This is a genomic window from Staphylococcus piscifermentans, assembly GCF_900186985.1.
Lineage (GTDB): Bacteria > Bacillota > Bacilli > Staphylococcales > Staphylococcaceae > Staphylococcus > Staphylococcus piscifermentans.
Genome location: NZ_LT906447.1, coordinates 1200574 through 1221247, shown reverse-complemented (window position 1 = coordinate 1221247; position 20674 = coordinate 1200574). Strand labels below are relative to the sequence as shown.

20 protein-coding genes and 8 tRNA genes are annotated in these 20674 nt (G+C 35.5%); 7 read left to right on the top strand and 21 right to left on the bottom strand.

The features are described from left to right. Position 1 precedes the first annotated feature (1 nt). Together menE and CKV71_RS05660 are read right to left on the bottom strand one after the other, a co-directional pair. Positions 2–1390: an o-succinylbenzoate--CoA ligase gene (gene menE, locus CKV71_RS05665; protein WP_095104642.1), complete on the bottom strand. Its 1389-nt coding sequence runs from the start codon at positions 1388–1390 to the stop codon at positions 2–4. A gap of 116 nt (positions 1391–1506) precedes the next feature. Then, positions 1507–2241: a hypothetical protein gene (locus tag CKV71_RS05660; RefSeq protein WP_095104640.1), complete on the bottom strand. Its 735-nt coding sequence runs from the start codon at positions 2239–2241 to the stop codon at positions 1507–1509. A gap of 184 nt (positions 2242–2425) precedes the next feature. On the opposite strand from CKV71_RS05660, the gene CKV71_RS05655 reads away from it, so the two are divergent. Continuing rightward, positions 2426–2950 (top strand): hypothetical protein, encoded by a 525-nt coding sequence (locus CKV71_RS05655; protein ID WP_095104638.1) that lies wholly within the window; start codon positions 2426–2428, stop codon positions 2948–2950. Between the two features lie 49 nt (positions 2951–2999). Here CKV71_RS05655 and CKV71_RS05650 read toward each other — a convergent pair whose 3' ends face one another. Continuing rightward, the gene (locus CKV71_RS05650; RefSeq protein ID WP_095104636.1) at positions 3000–3467 is read right to left on the bottom strand and encodes a MarR family transcriptional regulator; all 468 of its coding nucleotides are present in this window, start codon (positions 3465–3467) and stop codon (positions 3000–3002) included. Then, positions 3442–3756: a transporter suffix domain-containing protein gene (locus tag CKV71_RS05645; protein WP_095104634.1), complete on the bottom strand. Its 315-nt coding sequence runs from the start codon at positions 3754–3756 to the stop codon at positions 3442–3444. The genes CKV71_RS05650 and CKV71_RS05645 overlap by 26 nt, the downstream gene beginning before the upstream one ends. 227 nt (positions 3757–3983) lie before the next feature. Between CKV71_RS05645 and CKV71_RS05640 the strand changes: the two genes are divergently transcribed. Next, positions 3984–5135 carry an alcohol dehydrogenase catalytic domain-containing protein gene (locus tag CKV71_RS05640; protein ID WP_095104632.1) on the top strand — a complete coding sequence of 384 codons (1152 nt, stop codon included), beginning with the start codon at positions 3984–3986 and terminating at the stop codon, positions 5133–5135. A gap of 527 nt (positions 5136–5662) precedes the next feature. Here CKV71_RS05640 and CKV71_RS05635 read toward each other — a convergent pair. From CKV71_RS05635 to CKV71_RS05585, 11 genes are all read right to left on the bottom strand, one after another. Further along, a tRNA-Ser gene (locus tag CKV71_RS05635) sits at positions 5663–5751 on the bottom strand. Positions 5752–5809: 58 nt separating this feature from the next. After that, positions 5810–5881 (bottom strand) — tRNA-Glu (locus tag CKV71_RS05630). Between the two features lies 1 nt (position 5882). Further along, a tRNA-Asn gene (locus tag CKV71_RS05625) sits at positions 5883–5957 on the bottom strand. Between the two features lie 12 nt (positions 5958–5969). Continuing rightward, a tRNA-Gly gene (locus tag CKV71_RS05620) sits at positions 5970–6043 on the bottom strand. A gap of 11 nt (positions 6044–6054) precedes the next feature. Next, a tRNA-His gene (locus CKV71_RS05615) sits at positions 6055–6130 on the bottom strand. A gap of 19 nt (positions 6131–6149) precedes the next feature. Further along, positions 6150–6222: transfer RNA gene (locus CKV71_RS05610), tRNA-Phe, on the bottom strand. Positions 6223–6234: 12 nt separating this feature from the next. Continuing rightward, positions 6235–6310 (bottom strand) — tRNA-Asp (locus CKV71_RS05605). A gap of 16 nt (positions 6311–6326) precedes the next feature. After that, a tRNA-Met gene (locus CKV71_RS05600) sits at positions 6327–6400 on the bottom strand. Positions 6401–6786: 386 nt separating this feature from the next. Further along, complete coding sequence (locus tag CKV71_RS05595) at positions 6787–7410, bottom strand: class I SAM-dependent methyltransferase (protein WP_095104630.1); 624 nt, start codon at positions 7408–7410, stop codon at positions 6787–6789. A 221-nt stretch (positions 7411–7631) separates the two neighbouring features. Continuing rightward, complete coding sequence (locus CKV71_RS05590; protein ID WP_095104628.1) at positions 7632–8168, bottom strand: transcription repressor NadR; 537 nt, start codon at positions 8166–8168, stop codon at positions 7632–7634. Then, positions 8155–9258, bottom strand: coding sequence for a cysteine desulfurase family protein (locus tag CKV71_RS05585; protein ID WP_095104626.1), 1104 nt, complete (start codon positions 9256–9258; stop codon positions 8155–8157). The genes CKV71_RS05590 and CKV71_RS05585 overlap by 14 nt, the downstream gene beginning before the upstream one ends. 101 nt (positions 9259–9359) lie before the next feature. Between CKV71_RS05585 and CKV71_RS05580 the strand changes: the two genes are divergently transcribed. The 3 genes from CKV71_RS05580 to nadA are packed head-to-tail and all read left to right on the top strand — an operon-like array spanning position 9360 to position 12819. Beyond that, positions 9360–10934 (top strand): L-aspartate oxidase, encoded by a 1575-nt coding sequence (locus CKV71_RS05580; RefSeq protein ID WP_095104624.1) that lies wholly within the window; start codon positions 9360–9362, stop codon positions 10932–10934. Next, positions 10885–11718: a carboxylating nicotinate-nucleotide diphosphorylase gene (gene nadC, locus CKV71_RS05575; RefSeq protein ID WP_095104622.1), complete on the top strand. Its 834-nt coding sequence runs from the start codon at positions 10885–10887 to the stop codon at positions 11716–11718. Before CKV71_RS05580 ends, nadC begins: the two co-directional genes overlap by 50 nt. Further along, the gene (gene nadA / locus CKV71_RS05570; RefSeq protein ID WP_095104620.1) at positions 11719–12819 is read left to right on the top strand and encodes a quinolinate synthase NadA; all 1101 of its coding nucleotides are present in this window, start codon (positions 11719–11721) and stop codon (positions 12817–12819) included. It abuts the gene before it with no gap. Positions 12820–13038: 219 nt separating this feature from the next. On the opposite strand, the gene CKV71_RS05565 is transcribed toward nadA, so the two are convergent. The 4 genes from CKV71_RS05565 to hemE all read right to left on the bottom strand — a co-directional run bounded on the left by CKV71_RS05565 (position 13039) and on the right by hemE (position 17256). After that, positions 13039–13596, bottom strand: coding sequence for an RBBP9/YdeN family alpha/beta hydrolase (locus tag CKV71_RS05565; protein ID WP_095104618.1), 558 nt, complete (start codon positions 13594–13596; stop codon positions 13039–13041). 215 nt (positions 13597–13811) lie between these two features. Continuing rightward, the gene (hemY, locus tag CKV71_RS05560; protein WP_186824466.1) at positions 13812–15212 is read right to left on the bottom strand and encodes a protoporphyrinogen oxidase; all 1401 of its coding nucleotides are present in this window, start codon (positions 15210–15212) and stop codon (positions 13812–13814) included. Further along, positions 15205–16161: a ferrochelatase gene (hemH, locus tag CKV71_RS05555; RefSeq protein WP_095104614.1), complete on the bottom strand. Its 957-nt coding sequence runs from the start codon at positions 16159–16161 to the stop codon at positions 15205–15207. The genes hemY and hemH overlap by 8 nt, the downstream gene beginning before the upstream one ends. A gap of 30 nt (positions 16162–16191) precedes the next feature. Then, positions 16192–17256 carry a uroporphyrinogen decarboxylase gene (hemE, locus tag CKV71_RS05550; RefSeq protein ID WP_095104612.1) on the bottom strand — a complete coding sequence of 355 codons (1065 nt, stop codon included), beginning with the start codon at positions 17254–17256 and terminating at the stop codon, positions 16192–16194. Between the two features lie 301 nt (positions 17257–17557). Here hemE and CKV71_RS05545 point away from each other — a divergent pair, with 301 nt between their 5' ends. Further along, positions 17558–18061 carry a signal transduction protein TRAP gene (locus CKV71_RS05545; protein WP_095104610.1) on the top strand — a complete coding sequence of 168 codons (504 nt, stop codon included), beginning with the start codon at positions 17558–17560 and terminating at the stop codon, positions 18059–18061. 60 nt (positions 18062–18121) lie between these two features. On the opposite strand, the gene ecsB is transcribed toward CKV71_RS05545, so the two are convergent. Together ecsB and ecsA are read right to left on the bottom strand one after the other, a co-directional pair. Continuing rightward, positions 18122–19348: an ABC transporter permease EcsB gene (gene ecsB / locus CKV71_RS05540; protein WP_095104608.1), complete on the bottom strand. Its 1227-nt coding sequence runs from the start codon at positions 19346–19348 to the stop codon at positions 18122–18124. Beyond that, on the bottom strand, positions 19345–20082 hold the full coding sequence (gene ecsA, locus CKV71_RS05535; protein ID WP_095104606.1) for an ABC transporter ATP-binding protein EcsA: 738 nt from the start codon (positions 20080–20082) through the stop codon (positions 19345–19347). Before ecsA ends, ecsB begins: the two co-directional genes overlap by 4 nt. A gap of 136 nt (positions 20083–20218) precedes the next feature. On the opposite strand from ecsA, the gene CKV71_RS05530 reads away from it, so the two are divergent. Continuing rightward, entirely contained in the window at positions 20219–20644 is a 426-nt protein-coding gene (locus CKV71_RS05530; protein WP_095104604.1) for an HIT family protein, read from the top strand. Positions 20645–20674 lie beyond the last annotated feature (30 nt).

Here is a 20674-nt window from a genome sequence, read left to right as displayed (position 1 = left end):
CTTATTCCTCTATCGGACCGCGCTTCAACTTACCTGTAGAAGTGTAAGGCAAGGTATACACGCGTTGATACGTTTTCGGCACTTTATATTTTGCTAATGCTTGGCGTAAAAATTGCTGAAGATCCTTATCATTAATTTCAGCTTTACTTACATAATATAATTTCGGCACTTGACCCCATTCTTCATCTGATACTCCAATACACATGGCGTCTTCTATTTCAGGATGGCGTTTGGCCGCTGTCTCGATTTCGAATGGATAGATGTTTTCTCCCCCGCTGATGATCAAATCTTTGCGGCGATCATAAATCATGACGTTGCCTTCTATATCGATTTTAGCGATATCTCCTGTTTTGAAATAACCTTTTTCAAAAGTGTCCGTGAGGTTTTTAGGATATAAATAACCGTTAATAACGTTATCGCCTTTTATGAGCAATTCTCCGTGGCCTTCATGATTGGGTTCTGTAATTTTAACATCTACGTTCGGACTTGGTTTACCGACAGTGTCAGGATTGTATTTGAGCATGAAGGGAGAAGCGGTTAAGAATTGCGAGCATGTTTCAGTCATTCCGAATGAATTATAGATAGGCAACTGATAGCTCAAAGCTTTATCGATTAAGGTATGTGAAAGTTTAGCGCCGCCCAACAAAATTTTCTCTAAGTGATGCGGTTCAGTAAGTCCTTCATCTATTAACCATTTTAATGTTTGGGGAACAAGTGAAATATGCGAAATCTGTTCTTGTTGAATGATTTCTAAGATTTTTGATGCATCAAATTTATTGACGATCCTTACTGAAAAACCTTCTATTATACTGCGTAAAAGGATGCTTAACCCTGAAATATGATAAATCGGCAATACTGATAACCATTTAGTATTTTGATCAAAGCCAAGACTTTCTTTACACCCCATCGCACTAGCTAAATGATTATTAAATGTTTGCGGCACTGCTTTTTGAGGCCCTGTCGTTCCTGAAGTAAACATGATTGAAGCAATGCGGTCTAACTCTAGAGGTTCTTCATATGTTTTAGTACTGCGTTGCGCTTCGATTTCAGACCAGTTAATTATATTAAATCCTTTTAATTCTAAAGGTAAAATGGCCACAATTGTATCTGTTTCTACGGAATTTAATTGTGCAGTTATTTCATTTTCAGTGAGTCTGGTATTAATCATTACCGCTTCTATTCCAGCTAACCAAGCACCATAAATAATCAATGCTGAGTCAATGCGGTTATCTAAATAAAATGCAATACGTTTTCGCTTTTGTTGATGCAGTACATATGCATATTGTAAGGCTGTTTCGTATAAATTCGCGTATGTAAGCTTTGTTGTTTTATCTTCTAGTGCTATATTTTCCGGTATTTTCTCTGCATTTTGTTTTAACCATAAATCCATTGTTCCGTCCTCCTTATATCTCTACATTTTCTATTTTATCAAAGAATATATACTTACGATGCTTTTCTGTTTTAAAACAGAATAAATCCGAGAGTTAACACTCCCGGATTTACAATTTAATTGAATAATTGATTCAATTTATCTTTAATACTTTGCAATTTGCTGTCGATATCATTTAATAAGCCGTCAACTTTAGATTGATTTTCACCATTTTGTTGTGCTTGATTGGCTTGTTTCAACTTGTCTACTGCATTTTGATATTGATCCGTCAATTTATTATCGCCGTTATTCGTTGCTTTATCTTTTAATTGATTGACTTCATTTTGAGCCGAATCAATCGCATTTTGGCTGTTTTGACCGTTTTGAATATTGTTTTTAGCGTTTTCAATTTTCTCTTTAATGACTGTTTCTTTTTCTTTAATTATTTCTTTGTAATTATTCGTCACTTTTGGTTGATTTTGATTCTTAGATTGATCATTGGATTGCTGTGTCTGCTCTGATTGCTGATTCTGATTTGCAGTTTGGTCATCATTTTTCGGCTGCATCATATTCCTTACAATAAAGATAGCTACTACAATTAATAAAATCACTACTATCGCAGCCAACCATTTTTTACCTTTGTTGCTTTTGCGATTTTCCTCTTCTAACATACGTTCTCTGCGATAATCGCGCTCGTTATAATAACGGCCATCTTCATCTGAGCGACGACGGTATTCATCTTCTCTCAAATCTTCAGGACGTCTGCGATAATCTTCATCTCGATAATCATCTTGACGTCTACGATAATCTTCATCACGGCGGTGTTCTCTGCCCTCGTCATAGTCACGATTATTTCGGTCGGATCTTCTCATGTGTAATCACCTTGTTTCCATTTTTATTTAGTAAAGTAATTGTTAGTTATTACATTAATTATACCATTTCTGAAAAAAATAAACCTCGTAAAAAAGTCTGATGTGTCCTTAACCAACTGCATTGTCATGCAACTTAATTTATAGGATAATTAAAAAATAACTTTCGTGAAATGAGGAAATCCAATTGCGTTCTAATCAATCTAAACCGTTTACATATTATTTGAAGTATGTGATAACTTGTCTTCTCGTCTTTATTATCGTTTATTTTCTTTATATTAACTATGGCACCAACTTATTTAAATTAGATGTACCGAAAAATTCTTCCATGTATTATCTTATTCATTTAGATTGGAAAGGTTATGCCAATGCTTATGTTGCTACGTTAACAACTATTATTATTCCATTATTGTTAATAGGCTTGGTATTATTTTTATTATCAAGACTTATGAGAGGAAGAATCAAGAAAATTCTTTTGAAAATTTTACCTATTGTAATCTTTTCAGCACTATTTGCATTAATTTTCATACCATTATTATTTGTACTGAATGTAACACATTTTTCTTTCATCGCAACGTTCTTATCTTTTTTAGCTTTATCAAAACCGGCTATGGTAAAAATGTATCATTTCAGCCAAAGAAGTGTGAGTGAGATTAATCAACCTATTTCAATAGGTGAACTTGAGGAAAAAGAATCTAGTAATCACAAATAAAGTAAGAAACCACAGCGGTGTAAACTTTCATACTACTGTGGTTTCTTATTCAAAGCACTTGTTTTAATTTCGAGACAGCTTGATAAATTTCAACTAACTCATCATAACTGAATTGTTCTTTATATTTTTGATAGACACTATCATAATACCGTTCCATTTCTTTTTTATACTGTTGGCCTTTTTCATTAAGTTTTATACCATATGAACGCTTATCTTCTTCTAGTCTATACCGTTTTATAAATCCTTTAGACTCTAGCTTTACCAACTGTTGACTAATTGCACTTTTAGATATGTTCATAATTTTAGCAATTTCACTCGGTTTATATTCAGGATTTTGAATGATTAATGTTAGAATAACGTATTGTTGGTTATTCAAATCGAAATTTTGATATTTTCTTTCTTCTTTTTCGAAATGAATATATAAATCTTCGCCTATTTTATTAATTGCTCTGGTCAATTCTTTGAAGCTTAACGACTCTTTTAATTCTTGATTATTCGTTATACTCGTCTTTTCCATTCGTTTTTTCACTTCCTTTTTTCTTAAACCAATTTTTAGGATTCAATTTACTTTTATATTTATTCACGGCTTCTTTTCCTAATAATATTATAGCAAGTAACATGGATGATTCCGCAACAATAATTGTTCCACCTATAATCATCCCTTTTACCTTCAAACCAATTGGTAAGAATGTTGTTAAACCTGCTACCGCATATAATGCAAAACAAGCAATTACAGCACCAATTCCTACTTTAAACTTCTTACTTTTATTACCTTTATGCTTAACTTCTGTAACTTTTTCAGACAAGTTAGTCACCTCTTTTAGTTTAGTTAACTAAACTAAATTATATAAGAATTCCTGCTGTTTGTAAAATATTAGGCGTGATAATTTTCTGATTAAAAATGAGCAAATATTTTAAAATTCCTAATAGACACAACCTTTTTTGTTCGAATTTTCTATTATTTATTTTTCAAAAATAGTTTTCTTTTTGAAGTTAAGGGGTAGTTTTGTAACTACAAAAGGAGTGATTATCAATGAAAGCAGTTACTTATCAAGGTCATAAAAATATGGAAGTTCGCAAAGTCGAAGATCCTAAGATAGAAGCATCAACTGATGCAATTATTAAAATAACAGCATCAGGTATATGTGGTTCTGATTTACATCTATATCACCAAGGTGATTTGTTTATGGATCCTGGATTTGTTATAGGTCATGAGCCAATGGGTATCGTCGAAGAAGTTGGTAAAGATGTTAAAACGTTGAAAAAAGGAGACAGAGTAGTCATTCCTTTCAATATTGGCTGCGGTGAATGTTTCTATTGTAAGAATGAAATGGAATCCCAATGTGATAATTCAAATCCTTCCCCTGCCAGTTGGAAAATGGATAATGGCGGACTATTTGGATTTGGGAACATTATGCACGGAAATCATTGGGGCGGTCAAGCAGAGTATTTAAAAGTACCTTTTGCCGATTTCTCATCTTTCAAAGTACCTGATAGTGATTTAAAAGATGAGCAAGTATTATTTTTATCTGACGTTGCACCAACTGCATACTGGAGTGTTGAACATGCAGGCGTCAAATCCGGAGATACTGTAATTGTTTTAGGTTGCGGACCAATTGGACTTATGGCGCAAAAATTCGCTAAATTAAAAGGTGCTAAGCGTGTGATCGGTATCGACAATGTAGAACATAGATTAAATCACGCTAAACAATATAATGGTGCTGAAGTTTACAATTTTTCAAAAGAAGATAATATAGGCAAACTCTTACATGAAACAACATGCGGTGGCGCTGATGTTGTTATAGACTGTGTAGGAATGGATGGACAAGCTATTCAAGAAGATTCCAAACCAGGACCTAACTCAAATGAAAGAGGTAACATCAGCCCTATTATTACAGCTGCTGAGTCAGTAAGAAAATTCGGTACAATTCAACTTACAGGTATTTATGGAACTCCGGCAGACAATTATCCTTTAGACTTAATTTTCAATCGAAATGTTCAAGTGAAAAGCGGTCAAGCACCAGTTATTCACCTCATGCCGAAATTGTATGACATGATAAAAGACGAAGTTTTTGATCCAACTGAAATCATCACTCATACAATGCCGCTAGAAGATGTTAAAGAAGCTTATGAAATTTTCGATAAAAAGAAAGATAATAACATCAAAGTAGTTCTTAAACCGTAAAAACAAAAAATAACTATTTTAGAGGATAGCAGGACAGAAATAATTTTAATCAAAATTTATTTGGTCGTTCTGCCCCGATAAGGCTAACTCGAATAGAAAAAAGCTTGGAACAAGCACATTTTCTATTCAGATAGCTACTGTCGGTTAAAAAAGAGGGATTGGACAAAATTATGTCCAATCCCTTTATTTTTTTAACGAAATTACGTATTATTAATAATTTTGAATATGGAGTTGTGTTAGTGAATGTTTACATTTGGGTTTTGATAGCTTTTTCTAGACACTTCTCCAATTCTTGTGTCTAGATTATACCCTTTTCTAGACACTTCCCGAAATCTTGTGTCTAGATTACGTCCTATTCCAATTCCTTCACACTTAATAAACGTCAACATCGGCCGAAAAAATGTAAACTCACTCTATCACTGCATATCCACTATAAATCTCTACAACACTAATGATTTAATATCCTATTCAAAAAGCACCCATGCTCTCATGTTACAAACATTGAAAGCAAAGGTGCTTAAATTTAACGGAGAGTGAGGGATTCGAACCCTCGAGACGCTTGTGGCGCCTACACACTTTCCAGGCGTGCTCCTTCGGCCAGCTCGGACAACTCTCCATACATAATATATGTAATTAAATAAAAAATCAGAAACGATACTTCGTTTCTGATTGAATGACTCCTACGGGACTCGAACCCGTGTTACCGCCGTGAAAGGGCGGTGTCTTAACCGCTTGACCAAGGAGCCGTGGCTCCACAGGTAGGACTCGAACCTACGACCGATCGGTTAACAGCCGATAGCTCTACCACTGAGCTACTGTGGAATAATCAAATAATGGAGCGGGTGATGGGAATCGAACCCACAACATCAGCTTGGAAGGCTGAGGTTTTGCCATTAAACTACACCCGCATTAACGATTATGGGGCGGTTGATGGGAATCGAACCCACGAATGTCGGAACCACAATCCGATGTGTTAACCACTTCACCACAACCGCCAGACAAAGTTTAAAAGAATGGTTCAGGACAGAGTCGAACTGCCGACACATGGAGCTTCAATCCATTGCTCTACCAACTGAGCTACTGAACCGTATTATTAAAATGGCGGTCTCGACGGGAATCGAACCCGCGATCTCCTGCGTGACAGGCAGGCGTGTTAACCGCTACACTACGAGACCTAAGAAAAAATATGTATTGCGGGAGGCGGATTTGAACCACCGACCTTCGGGTTATGAGCCCGACGAGCTACCGAACTGCTCCATCCCGCGATAATAGTATTAGTAAATTTGACTACCTATTTAATATACCATACATTGTTAAGCAATGTCAAATCTTTTTAAACAAAATGTGAATTTTGTTTTGTTGGTTTGAAACTTGTTAATTTCTTTTTTCAAGACAATAACTAGTATATTAACTTTCCCTTCTTGCGTCAAGCACATTCTAAAAGAAATTAGTGTAATAAATATATAATTACTATAAATCTTTATTTTTAGTGAGCAAATGACAATAAATTAAGCCGTTTTTCGTCTGTAATTCATTTAAAAAACATTATCATTTTAATTTTACATCAACAATTTACTTACTAAATTAAAGAAAGGGATTGAAACATCGTCAATAGTGTTCCCATCCCTTACGAATTAATATGATTCATTTTTTATTTTGAAATTGTAGCTAACCATGCAAATTTATTTTTTTGTACCATTTCTAAATTGAGACCTAAATCTTTTACTATGGCTTTCAAATCTTCAATATACGTATAATATTCTGTTTGTAAATCCTCAGTTAAATTGAAGTATTCTTTGTTGTTATAGTAATGAATTAAATCTTGCTTATATTTCTCGCTTTCAAACATTGTATCTAGAATCAACAACTTACCATCCGCTGTTAAAGCATTCATCATATTTTGGATTGCTCCTGCCTTTTCTTCAGGTTTCACATGATGAAATGCGAATGAAGTTACAATATAGTTAAATGATTCATCAAATGGTATGTCGAAGAAATGACCATACTGCACATTTAAATGCTTAGTTTCATTGGCAACTGCACGCATATCCTCAGACGGATCAATTGCTGATACCTCATTGCCTTTATCTTTCAACATCAAAGTCAGATTTCCAGTACCTGCCCCGATTTCAAGTACTTTACCTTCTGCTGTGCTTGCCAATTCATTCAACATTTCTGAATAATTGATAAAAACATCTCTGTATTCTTCGTTCTCTCCACTTACAGTAGCATCATATTCTGGTGCCCACTTCTTAAATATATCCATAAATTCCATTTCCCGATAACACCTCAATTCCGAGTATTTCGATATATATTATATATCATTAGTATTTCGAAAACAAAGTAAATTACCTACAATATAAAAGTTTTAATACTCTGAATTTAAATGCAATTCAGTTATTTTATTATGAACTTGAGCATACCAAACCATAAATAAACACCCCTATAGTTGAATTTTCCAGGTTCAACTTTAGGGGTGCAGTACACAGTCACTTATTATTTAGTTGGTTCTTCTGTCCCTACAATAAATCCTTGCCTTTCTAAATCTTCAACTGCATTTTCAAGAATTTTTTCAGTATCAGCAGAAAGTGTATGCAGATGAATTCCATCTGTCAACTGTGCTAACATCGTTCCTTTAAATTTCGTCATTTCTTCAATAAACACTTGAATATCTTCAGGTGTTTCTATCATGAGTTCAGCCCGGATGTTGCCGTATACTGGATGTTCCACTGATACGTCATCAATCATAGCGCCATTTTCAACTATGATAGAAAGTTCCGCTTCCATCTCATCAAAATCATGTTGACACATCACTAATCGTTTATGTGTCTTCCCCTGCGGTTCAATATTTAAAAAGTATCCTTTACTCGTTGACTTAATTGCATAATCTCTCGTTTTCAAGTGTGAAATATCTTTCACGATAATTTGACGAGAGACTCCGAATCGTTGACTCAATTCGGACCCTTTAATCGGTTCATTTGTCATTTTAAGCAGTTCAACAATTTCTGCTCTTCTTTCATCAGCTTGGCTCATCCAAGGCCACCCCTTTTAGTATAGTCTCTATTTGTTCAAAGCACTGATCTATTTCATTAATCTGTGTATTTTTTGAAAATGAAATTCTGATATATTGATCTGCTTCTTGGTGTTCATCATTTATTTTATGCATTAATCCATCACTTAGCAATAAACCATGACCGCATGCCGTACCAGTTGAGATACAAATATTACGGCTTGATAGTGTCTGCATAATATATTGCCCTTCAAAATGCGGCGTTAATAAGCCAATAATATGAGGTGCATGATGATTATATTTTAGAACTGTAAAATTTGCATCTACTGCACGTGTTAATGCATGTTGATAAATTTTTTCCAAATGCGCAATGTCCGCATCTAAAGAGAGTGCCTTCGTCATCGCCAATATACTAGGTACATCTAATGTCCCATTTCTAGTACCTTCTTCATGAAAATAGTGAATATTTGTCGGTCTTAAGGATTTATGATCAATCAATAAAGCAGCGCTTCCCTTTGTCCCATTAAATTTATGCCCTGAGAAAGTGTAAGAAGTAAAATCATCGATATGCATGTCTGCTATCTTATGTACAGCTTGAACACCGTCTACATGCACCGGAATATTTTGTTCCGCTCCCATAGCTGCTATTTCATGCACGGGTAAGATATACCCGGTTTCCGAACTCACATGCTGCGCGATTAATAGCACAGTTTCATCTGTAATTAATTCAGCTAAACCTGCTAAATCAATCTCTCCTTTTTGATTTAAAGGCATCTCAAGGATTTCAAATTGCTTTGAAAAAGGTTCTAGCGCCGCAGCTATAGATGGATGTTCATACGGAGATACAATTACTCTGCCTTCAGGTGCTTGTTGCAAATAAGTAGTGATGGCTATTTGGTTGGCATGTGAACCGCTCGTAGTAAAGAGCACTTCTTTTTTAGTATTAAATTTTTTCTGTATATACTTTCTGCTAGAATCCAAAGCTTCTCGCACCATTTCGCCACCAGCATGCAAACTCTCACTATTAAAAAATAGAGCCTTCTGTGCTTCTTGATAAATCTCTAACACTTCTTCTGCTGGTTTGGTTGTCGATGCATTATCTAAATAAATCATACTGCTTCCCCCACTTGCATTTATCTTAATTATATGACAAAATCATTGCATACATACATGTTAACATATTTGTATATACTAATGTAAATAGAGGTGTAAACATGAGACGGGTAATTGTTGTCGGAAGTGGAATTGCCGCCCTTTCATTCATTCGTCATTTAAATCATGATATTGAAGTCGTTTGCATAACTAAAGATCAACTTACTGAGAATAATAGTAACTTTGCGCAAGGCGGTATCTGTTTTTCTAAAAATGAAAGTGATAACGGCTTAGCTCATAGTATTGATACATTTAAAGCTGGTGCTGAGATGGGTGATTTTGAAGTGATTCAAGAAGTCATTACTAAAAGTTACCCTTTTATTCAGGAGTTAATTGATGAAGGTTTATCTTTTGATAAAAACTCCAAATCAGGAGAACTCGATTATGCAATGGAAGGAGCACATTGTAAACCTAGAATCTTGCATGCTGGCGGAGATCAGACAGGTAAATTCATCGCTCAACATATGGTCGCACATTTAGACCATCCAAACTTATCTATTATTGAAGAAACAGAAGTTATCGATTTATTAACTAACACAGCAAATGAGATTTGCGGTGTTTTAACTTTAGATTGTAATAATAATTTAGAAAGTATCGAAGCAGATGCTGTGGTTTTAGCGACTGGCGGAATTAATAATGTGTTTACAACTAATTCCAATATTCCCCACTCATTAGCATCAGGCCCTATCTTGGCCTTACATCACGGGTTGACACTAGAAAGTATGGAAATGATTCAATTTCACCCTACCTTGCTCGGGAAGCCTAAAGAAGCATTCAGTTTAGTTTCTGAAGCTGTTCGAGGTGCAGGTGCAATATTGGTAAACGAAACTGGCAAACAATTTATGGATGAATTGCACCCTATGAAAAGTTTAGCCCCTCGCGATGTTACAAGCAGAGCGTTATACCATCAGCAACAAGAGGGACATGAATGTTTCTTAAATATCCAGGCAATTCCTCATTTCCCTGAACGTTTCCCTACTATTTATGCAGCAGTGCAAAAACATTATCCAGGAGCAATGTTGAAACAACTTATACCTGTGACACCTGGTGCGCATTATACGGTTGGAGGTATTCAAACTAAAGTCGATGGGTCAACAGCTTATGAAAATCTTTATGCTGTCGGAGAAGCAGCTTGTACCAACTTCCATGGTGCAAATCGTTTAGCAAGCAACTCGCTGCTCGAAGGACTCGTTATGGGTGCTTTAGCAGCGGATAAAGTCAACCGAACTATCCGTCCTATTGACCCGATACATTTCCAACACAGTATTCAAATACCTGTAATTACCGAAGCAGATGCTCAAACTTTGCAACATCAAAGCTTTGACGTCTTAGGTGTTGAAAGAAATGCAGTTCAAATGAAAACTTACTTGGAAAAAATTCAAGACGTTCTGACGGATGCACCTATTACAGAAAATATTACCAAATCAGCTTGGCAGCGTTACTGTACGGTTAAAATGCTGCAATTGATTTGTACATCAGCCATTGAACGTAACGAATCTAGAGGCGTGCATTATAGAACAGATTTTCCAACTCAAAATAACAGTTGGCAAAAGCAAGTTGTAGAACTTAAATCAGGAGGCAAGGAAAATGTTAAATCCATTACTCGTACGCGAGAAAATCACTCAATTCTACATTGAGGATAACCAATACGGGGACTTAGCAACACACATCTTTGATCAGACACAAATTGGTACACTCACACTAAAATCTAAAGATACCGGGATTTTTTGTGGTGAGGCTATTATCAATGAATCTTTTAAATTATTAGATTCAACGGTTGAAATTTCACTAAAAGTAAAAGATGGAGATAGCATCCATCCTGAAGATATTATTGCTCACATCAAAGGTCCGGTCTATGTCCTATTAACAATGGAACGTATTGTATTGAACTTGATTCAGCGTATGTCAGGTATTGCTACTAAAATAAGACGCATTGCCGATAAAATTGCACATACTTCTACGCGTCTTGTAGATACACGTAAAACAACTCCTGGACTTGGTATCTTTGAAAAATTTGCAGTTACTGTTGGCGGCGGATTCAATCATCGTCGTTCGCTTAATGACGGTTTAATGTTAAAAGATAATCATATCGCCTTCAGCAAATCAATGGATGCAGCCATTGAAAATGCCAAAAAAGTTGTAGGACCAATGGATAAAATAGAAGTTGAAATTGAAAATGAAGACATGTTGCAAACTGCCATTTCGAATAATGTAGATATTATTATGTTCGATAACCAAAAACCTGAATGGATTGCTGAACATATCAGTCTAGTGCCTGAAGCCATTCAAACAGAAGCATCTGGAAACATCAATGAATCAAACATAGTTGAATATGCTGAAACAGGTGTCGACTATATCTCAATGGGTTCCCTATTCTATGCGCAAAACGCGCTCGATATTTCTGCAAAGGTTGTGATTTAAATGTTTAACCCTATGTTGTCTGTGTCAAAATCTATTCCTGAAAAATATTTACAAATGTCACAAGAGGAATTAGAGAATCATATTCAAAATATTAAAGACGAGCTCGGCGATCGTTTATTTATGCCGACGCATCATTATCAAAAAGATGAAGTAGTACAATTTGCTGATATCACAGGAGATTCTTTAGAATTAGCAAGAATCTGTAAAGAAAATACAGCTGCTGAATACTTTGTTTTCAACGGTGTGCATTTCATGGCTGAAACAGCTGATATCTTAACAAGCGACTCACAAGATATCTATCTTCCAGACTTATCAGCAGGTTGTTCTATGGCAGATATGGCCAATATCACACAAGCTTTACATGGTTATGATGTCTTAACTGAACAGTTCAATTTAGATATCTTGCCATTAACATATGTAAACTCTACAGCAGCAATTAAGAAATTTGTCGGTGAACACGGCGGCTCTTGTGTTACCAGCGGAAATGCAAAATCAGTAGTAGACTGGGCCTTGAAGCAAGGTAAAGTCATTCTCTTCTTGCCTGACCAACATTTAGGAAGAAATACTGCTTATGATTTAGGTATTCCACTAGAACAAATGGCTGTCTGGGATCCGATTGCAAAAGAACTAATTTATGAAGGCAATTTAGAAGACTTACGTATTGTTTTATGGAAAGGCCACTGCTCAGTCCATGAAAAATTCCATAAAGGACATATTGATTTAGCACGTGAACGCGACCCTGAAATCAATGTTATTGTTCATCCAGAATGTGAATTCGAAGTCGTTCAAGCTGCTGATTATGCTGGTTCTACACGTTATATCATCGAAACAATTAAAAACGCGCCTAAAGGGTCACGCTGGTTAGTCGGCACGGAAATGAATTTAGTCAATCGTTTGAAAGAAACCTACCAAGATATTACTATCGATTCACTTAATCCGTTGATGTGCTCTTGTTTGACTATGAATCGAATCGACTTGCCTCACCTAGCTTGGTGTTTAGATAAAATTTTAGATGGCAACAAAGATAATATTATTAATGTTGATGCAGAAACAGCTAAATATGCGAAAGAAAGTTTAGATCGTATGTTGAGCATCACATAAAGAAGAAGGATTGGGACTTCCATAGAGGTCTCAATCCTTTTTCTTTGGATAATATATAACGAACAATTTTGTAGTGATAGTTGGTGAAGGTGAGAGTCTGGGCAAAGTATATAGGCAACCAACCCGAGTCTCGACAGTTTTACTTTAAACTCATCGTACGAAAAGAAGCGGGACAACGAAATAACATTATTTAAAGTTATTTCTGTCCCGCTTCTCTCTCTATCTCGATATTCTTTTCATCATATTATTTTTAAGTGCTAAAAATGTATCATATCCGTCATCTGTAGTAAAATGTCCGCCATTCTTGATGACACGGCTTTTTCCTCCGAGTTTGTCAATCAATTCCTCAGTATCTTTATACGGAACATAAGGGTCATCAGTTGAACATAAACCGTAGAAGTAGTCGATTCTATCTTTCAAACTTTCATAATCTAATGTCACATCATTTGCTTGAAGACTCTGAGCCACATCTTTAGCTTCTGGACCATATCCAGCAATACTGAAAAAACCTTCTATACGTTTTTCTGTATGGACATCAAGATATTTCAAACCTGCTAAAGTTCCGAATCCGTGGGTAACAAAGTACGTATCATGCTTTTCAATGTCAATTTGTTCATTGAGTTGGTCTAACCACTCATCCATATTGACAGGAGTTGAATGTTTGATATTACAAATATTCATATCATACCCTTCTAATTTCAAGGATTGTTCTAACCATTCATACCAATTGGAATGCGCATCTGCGCCTTGTGCATGAATCAAAATAATTTTAGTCATTGTGCTCACCTCTCACTCAATAGGAAAAGACCTGAATCCTCAGGTTCATCTTGTTGCATCTCTACAATGAACCTGTTTTCAGGTCATTTTTGGTTATCTATTTTTATTACAAGATACTATTCTCAAACAAGATTGAATTTCTAATAGCAATAGATTAAGCTCATAACTTTCAAAGGTCAATACAATTTTCAGAACATTCACAAATTGTATTTATTTTACTTAATCGTTTGAGCCAACTCTTCTACTGCATCTTTTCCTTGTTGAATACAATCCGGTAATCCAACTGCTTCAAAGCCTGCTCCTGTAATGCGTAAATGCGGATACGTTTGACGTATATGTTCTTGGATTTGACGAATATGGTCTATATGCCCTACATGATATTGTGGCATGCTTTTAGGCAAACGATTTACAATCGTAAATTCAGGATTGCCTTTAATAGTCATCATTTGACTTAAATCTTTTCTCACTGTAGAAACAATTTCTTCATCCGTCATTTCTTCTAAGATATGGTCTCCTGGTTTACCTACATACGCTCTGAGCAGCACTTTGCCTTCAGGTGTAGTAAACGGCCATTTCTTACTTGTCCAAGTACAAGCAGTAATGCGTGTATCCGATGTTCTAGCAATTACGAATCCAGTTCCATCATAAGTATTTTCAACATCTTTTTCATCAAAAGCCAATACTACTGTGGCAACTGAAGTACTGTCCATCGTTTTGAAGTAATCTAGTGCTGGATCTTCACTGAACCATTGCATAAAAGTTTGATGCGGAACAGTCACTAATACGCCATCATAGGAATGTTTTTCACCATTATAAACAATATCATAGCCGCGTTGAGAACCGATAATGTCTTCTACTTTAGTGTTGAATTTAATTTCAGTTCCTTGCTCAGATACAGCTTTTTCTAATGCTTCGATGAATGACGTCAAACCGTGTCTGAACTGTTTGAATTGGCCTTTCGGTGCACCAGGATATAATTTCTTCTGATTCTGTCTGAGTTGTTTCTCATAGCGCATTCCCTTAATCAAACTGCCGTATTGTTCTTCACGTTCTTTAAAGTTTGGAAATGTACTCATTAAACTCAAATCATCAATGTTTGTGCCATAAATACCGCCCATCAGAGGTTCAATTAGGTTTTCAAGCACTTCATCACCTAATCGTTCTCTGAAAAAGTCACCGACAGAGATATCCCCTTTCGGCATCTCAACCGGTTTCTTAACAAGATCCATAGCTGCTCGAATTTTGCCTTTAACAGAAATCAATTTGGTACTGATAAATGGTTTAACATCAGTAGGAATCCCCATGATAGAACCGCCTGGAATTGGATACAAACGATTGTTGGCATAGATATAAGATTGTCCTGTTTGATTAGTTATTAAATCATTACCTAAACCAATTGCTTCTGCTAGCTCAGTCATAATCTTTTTTCTGCCTAGATACGATTCTGGACCTAACTCAATAGTATATCCATCTTTACGATAAGTTTGTATTTTCCCGCCGGCACGATTCGTTGCTTCTAGCACGTCTACAGTGTACTCGGGATATTCTTTTTTTAGATAGTATGCTGCTGACAAGCCTGTGATGCCTGCCCCAATAATTGCAACTCGCTTAGTCATGCTTATCCTCTTCTTTCACTGAAAAAACTGAATAGACTTCGTCTGCCATAGCACCGATAAATAAATCATCAGTATTCGGCATAGGTGGTCGATGGTAAACTGCGCCGATTTCATCACACACTACTTTACACTCATAATCGTTATCGTAAAGCACCTCTAAATGGTTGCACACAAAGCCCACTGGTGTGTAGATAAAATGTTTATAGCCATATTCTTTATATAATTCGCGTGTTAAATCTTGAACATCAGGCCCTAACCATGGTGTACCTGTGTTTCCTTCTGACTGCCAACCTTGTGCAGTATGTTCAATATTCGATAACTCTGCTAACAAGTTTTTAGTATCTGTGAGTTGATCAGGATATGGATCGTGTGATTCCATAATCATTTTTTCAGGCAAGCTGTGAGCTGAAACAACTAGAACCGTCTCGTCATGTTCTTCTTCAGGTATCTCAGTCAAAGTTTGATTAATTTTTTTCACCCAATATTGAATGAATTTCGGTTGTTGGTAAAAGCTTTTTACGTGTGTCAGCTGAATACCGTATTTTTCCGCTTCTTCATTAGCTCTTTTATCGTAAGAACCCACTGAAAAATTAGAGAAGTGCGGAGCAAGCACAATTGTAACTGCTTCTTTAATACCGTCTTCGTTCATTTGTTTCAATGCATCTTCGATATAAGGATGAATATGTTTTAATCCAATATACAATTTAAATTCTATGTCTTGGTCTTTATACATGACATTCAATTTATCTCTTAACGCTTCAGCTTGAGCATCTGTAATTTTGGCTAAAGGAGAAATGCCCCCAATAAATTTATAACGGTCTTTTAAATCTTGTACTTCTTCAGGTGAAGGTTTTTTGCCGTGACGTATATCTGTATAGTACGCCTCTATATCACTTTCTTTATATGGCGTTCCATAAGCCATCACTAATAGACCAACTGTTTTAGTCATTTTAAACCCTTCCTTTACCATTCATTTTTCTTACTTTCTTTGAGTATAGTCATGAACATAAGCAGTCACTTTTTTCAAAGTAGCTGGATCTACTTCAGGAAATACCCCATGTCCTAAATTAAAAATATGTTTTCCGTGCTGCATACCTTCATCTAATATTTTATCTAAACGTGGTTGTATAACATCCCAAGGTGCTAATAATAAAGAAGGATCTAAGTTGCCTTGTATTGTCTTAGATACGCCTGAATCTGAAGTTTCTTTGATTGTAGTGCGCCAATCAATTCCTAAGACATCAATCGGCAATTTATTCCATTCTTCAATAAGATGTGTTGCATTCACTCCAAATAAAATAATCGGTACATCGTGTTGCGCTTTAATGCCTTTAATCAAGCGTTCCATTGATGGTTTAATATAATATTTGAAATCTGTTGCGTTTAATGCCCCAATCCATGAATCAAAGATTTGAATGAGTTCAGCACCCGCTTCTATTTGTGCACTTGCATAAGCAATCGACATATCTACTAAATGATCCATTAAAGCGAACCAAGTTGCTTCGTCTCTATACATCATTGCTTTAGTAAAGTGATAATTTTTAGAAGGTCCGCCTTCAATCATGTAGCTGGCTAAAGTAAACGGTGCGCCGACAAAACCGATTAATGGCACATTTAATTTTTCTTTTGTTAACAGTTTGATTGTATCTAATACATAAGGGACGTCACGTTTAGGATCAATCTGTCCCAACTTTTCAACGTCTTGAACTGTTTTAATGGTATTACTGATGACAGGGCCGATTCCAGATTTAATTTCGACATCTACTCCAATAGGTTGAAGCGGCGTCATAATATCTTTATAAAGTATCGCTGCATCAGTTTGATAGTTATCAACAGGCAAATGTGTAACATAGGCACATAATTCAGGTTGATGTGTAATTTCAAATAACGAGTATTTCTCTTTTAAGGCGCGGTATTCCGGTTGAGATCTGCCGGCTTGACGCATGAACCACACGGGTGTATGCGCTACCTCTTCTCCCTTAATCATTTTTAAAATTGTATTATTTTTACTATGCACCTCGGTATCCTCCCACAATAAAATCATTCTAATCTATCATAGCATATCACTAGAATATACGTATTTTAAACCTTTTAAATGTCATAAAAATGACATACTGAAAATTCATTTCGTTTCATTTTAAAACATACATTCTTCATTATGACATACTTAAGCGTTACTCTCATTCTACATACTCAGGAAATCTTCAGTTTATATTTATGAAACTCATTTGTTTTTATATCATTATTCTGTGGTATTAAGATATAATATACATACTAGCAAATATGTATGCGCTAGCATTAAAGACGTATTCGTCGTATAATTAAGAGAAAAGGGGGAATTTACCATGAAATTTTATGCATCTTATGGTACTTTCGGATACCTCAATCAAATCAGACTTAACCATCCAGACCATCATTTATATTTATATTCAGCAAAAGACACATCATTAATTTTCGAAGAAACGGATATGCCAAGCGCTTTGAAAGAACCGCTCACATATGAAATTCTTTCCAGCGTTAATGATTTGGAAGAAGATGGCTTCTTCGCTGTAGTGTTTATTCCTACTGCAGAAAATCATGCTTATCAATTAGAGAAACGTTTGCAAAGTTTATCCTTAAACTTTGATAAGTTTCCAGGTTTCAAATGCTATCGTTTCTTAAAACCGGATAAAGGCACAACTTATAAAATTTATTTCGGTTTTTCAGAGCGTCAAGCATATGAAGACTTTAAAGAATCATCTGTTTATCAAGAGAATTTCTCTAAAGCAGCTCTATCTCAATTCTTCGGCTCAAGTGGACAACATTCAAGTTACTTTGAACGTTATCTCTATCCCGTTGATGATCAATAATATTAATTAATATTCTAAAAAACGCCAATTAACTTTAGAAAGTTAATTTGGCGTTATTTTTTAATCGCGTAATAATGTTTCTTGATATTTCAGCTTTTTAACTATATTTCGGATAGTAAGCCACCCTATTATAAAGAAAATAAGTGCCGCATATAATTGTGCCGGGAATAAAATAATATATACGATACCTAATATAATTCCTATAGCGAACATAATGTGATATAAGAACTGTGCATATCCTTTTATGACATTTTCTTCAGGTACCGGCCAAACTTGCGGCCATAAGCCATAAGCTTGTTGCGTATAGAATTGAGCGGTTTGCAGCAAGATAATGTACATGAATAAACCGCCTACAATAAGCGAAATCCATACTTGCGACAACCACACCATTAATATGACCGCTATCACTACTAATCTCAAGATAATATTAAAGGCATCTTTTCCACGCAAGAAACTGCGTTTAAAAAGAAACAAATACATATGCTCAGAGTTGTAGTGCTTAGCACTCGGTCTCGTTAAGATAAAGTCTAAATAGCGACGGCGTACCGCTTGTGAACGTAAATGCTTCACATCTGTAAACATATTGACGAACTTGTAATAGTTCATGTGATGCTGCTCTTCTATTGAGATGAGCTTTTCCCATGCAAAGAGTTTCTGATGGTTTGCCTTTTTCAAAACCAAAGCTCCTGCCGCAAAAATAACCAATAGTAATACCCCTGCTATTTGATGTAAACCTAAAATCAATTCATAAGTTGCTGCAAAAATAATCCATTCTAGTAACAGGATAATCCAACTAGGCAGTTTTGCATGTATCCATTCAAGTTTTGCATGTAATCCAAGATAAGGATAAATTAGAGCTGTAATAGCGAAAATTATAAAATAAAGTATATTGCTAGAATCTAATTTGCTAAATAAAGGAAATAAAATAATTAACGCTGCAACTTGAATAAGGATTCTGCCTAAGTAGCTATAGATTAAACTATAACGGATATAAATATTCATATGACGTTCAAACGGCAATAAGAAGAGTCGATCGGCTTCTTTCAGCAACGTACGTAGTGGAAATAGAGATGTTGCTGCCACTGCCATACTTGCTAATAAGGCATAAGGAATACCGCTTGGAATATGTTTGAGCCAATTACCATAACCCATGATAAAAGCGCCAAGTAATATTAATAGGAATATTGAAAAATGCCCATTAAATATAAATTTATTATAATACGATTTTTCTTTGCTGATTGCTTGGCGTCTTTGATTGAATAATGCAATCGCACGATGATCTGTCATACTTTTTGACCACCTCGTGTCACATGGATGTAGATATCATCTAAAGTTTGGCCATGCAACCCAGTTTGTTCGCGCAACTCATCAAGATTTCCAAAGGCTACAATCTTGCCTTCATCTAAAATGATGAAACGATCGCAATAGCGTTCTGCTGTTGCTAAGATATGCGTACTCATCAAAACAGTTCTGCCCTCATTCTTCTTGTCTACCATTAAATCCAACATAGATTGGATACCTAGCGGATCTAAACCAAGAAATGGTTCATCAATGATGTATAACTCGGGATTGACGATAAAGGCGCAAATAATCATGACCTTTTGTTTCATTCCTTTGGAAAAATGACTTGGGAAAACCTTCAGTTCATTTTCTAAGCGAAACGTTTTGAGAAGCGGATTTGCCCGTTCCATCGCTGTATCTTTATCTATTCCATAAGCCATTGCCGTCATATCAATATGCTCTTGCAAGGTTAATTCTTCATAAATAACGGGTGCCTCTGGAATATATGATAATTTATGTCGATATGCTTCAATATTATCTTTAATATTTGTTCCTGAAATAGAGAGCTCTCCAGAACTTGGCGTTAATAAACCAAGCATATGTTTAATTGTGGTACTTTTGCCAGCACCATTCAAACCAATCAAGCCTACTATTTCTCCATTCTTCAATTCGAAGTTAATATCTTTAATTACAGGCTTTTTACCATAGCCGCCTGTCAGGTGTTCTACTTTTACAGTCATATCTTAAACCTCCAACTGTGTTTTATTGTACCAAAAAGTCTTTGAAAAAACCCAAAGTTTTACCCCTCTGCATGACGGTTGTTCCTATTGAATGCTATAATTAAAACTAAGTATAAAAATTAAGGAGTGAATTGTGATGTCAAAAACAATTTTCAGCAAAATCATTGATGGCGAAATTCCAAGTTTCAAAGTTTATGAAGATGAGTACGTTTATGCCTTTTTAGATATTTCGCAAGTTACTAAGGGCCACACTTTGCTTGTTCCTAAAAAACCATCACCTAATATTTTTGAAACAGATCCAGAAACCATGAAACATATTGGCGTAGCCTTGCCTAAAGTTGCGAATGCAATTAAAAAAGCTTTCAATCCAGATGGTTTAAATATTATTCAAAATAATGACGAATACGCAGACCAATCTGTGTTCCACTTACATTTCCACTTCTTACCTCGATACAAAGACGACATCGATGGATTTGGATATAAATGGATTACACACGAAGAAGAAATTGATGATGATCAAAAAGCTGAAATTGCTCAACAGATTCAAGCTCAATTTGAATGATTGTGTGAAAAAAGGGTATCATCATACTAT

Coding starts and splice junctions, on each gene's coding strand:
- ecsA (WP_095104606.1), bottom strand. CDS start 20,082: ATGACTGTAAAAGTAGAACACCTGACAGGCGGCTATGGTAAAAAGCCT.
- CKV71_RS05530 (WP_095104604.1), top strand. CDS start 20,219: ATGTCAAAAACAATTTTCAGCAAAATCATTGATGGCGAAATTCCAAGT.
- ecsB (WP_095104608.1), bottom strand. CDS start 19,348: ATGACAGATCATCGTGCGATTGCATTATTCAATCAAAGACGCCAAGCA.
- hemE (WP_095104612.1), bottom strand. CDS start 17,256: ATGATTTTATTGTGGGAGGATACCGAGGTGCATAGTAAAAATAATACA.
- CKV71_RS05650 (WP_095104636.1), bottom strand. CDS start 3,467: ATGGAAAAGACGAGTATAACGAATAATCAAGAATTAAAAGAGTCGTTA.
- nadC (WP_095104622.1), top strand. CDS start 10,885: ATGTTAAATCCATTACTCGTACGCGAGAAAATCACTCAATTCTACATT.
- hemH (WP_095104614.1), bottom strand. CDS start 16,161: ATGACTAAAACAGTTGGTCTATTAGTGATGGCTTATGGAACGCCATAT.
- CKV71_RS05565 (WP_095104618.1), bottom strand. CDS start 13,596: ATGACTAAAATTATTTTGATTCATGCACAAGGCGCAGATGCGCATTCC.
- nadA (WP_095104620.1), top strand. CDS start 11,719: ATGTTTAACCCTATGTTGTCTGTGTCAAAATCTATTCCTGAAAAATAT.
- menE (WP_095104642.1), bottom strand. CDS start 1,390: ATGGATTTATGGTTAAAACAAAATGCAGAGAAAATACCGGAAAATATA.
- CKV71_RS05545 (WP_095104610.1), top strand. CDS start 17,558: ATGAAATTTTATGCATCTTATGGTACTTTCGGATACCTCAATCAAATC.
- CKV71_RS05640 (WP_095104632.1), top strand. CDS start 3,984: ATGAAAGCAGTTACTTATCAAGGTCATAAAAATATGGAAGTTCGCAAA.
- CKV71_RS05580 (WP_095104624.1), top strand. CDS start 9,360: ATGAGACGGGTAATTGTTGTCGGAAGTGGAATTGCCGCCCTTTCATTC.
- CKV71_RS05595 (WP_095104630.1), bottom strand. CDS start 7,410: ATGGAATTTATGGATATATTTAAGAAGTGGGCACCAGAATATGATGCT.
- CKV71_RS05660 (WP_095104640.1), bottom strand. CDS start 2,241: ATGAGAAGATCCGACCGAAATAATCGTGACTATGACGAGGGCAGAGAA.
- CKV71_RS05590 (WP_095104628.1), bottom strand. CDS start 8,168: ATGAGCCAAGCTGATGAAAGAAGAGCAGAAATTGTTGAACTGCTTAAA.
- hemY (WP_186824466.1), bottom strand. CDS start 15,212: ATGACTAAGCGAGTTGCAATTATTGGGGCAGGCATCACAGGCTTGTCA.
- CKV71_RS05585 (WP_095104626.1), bottom strand. CDS start 9,258: ATGATTTATTTAGATAATGCATCGACAACCAAACCAGCAGAAGAAGTG.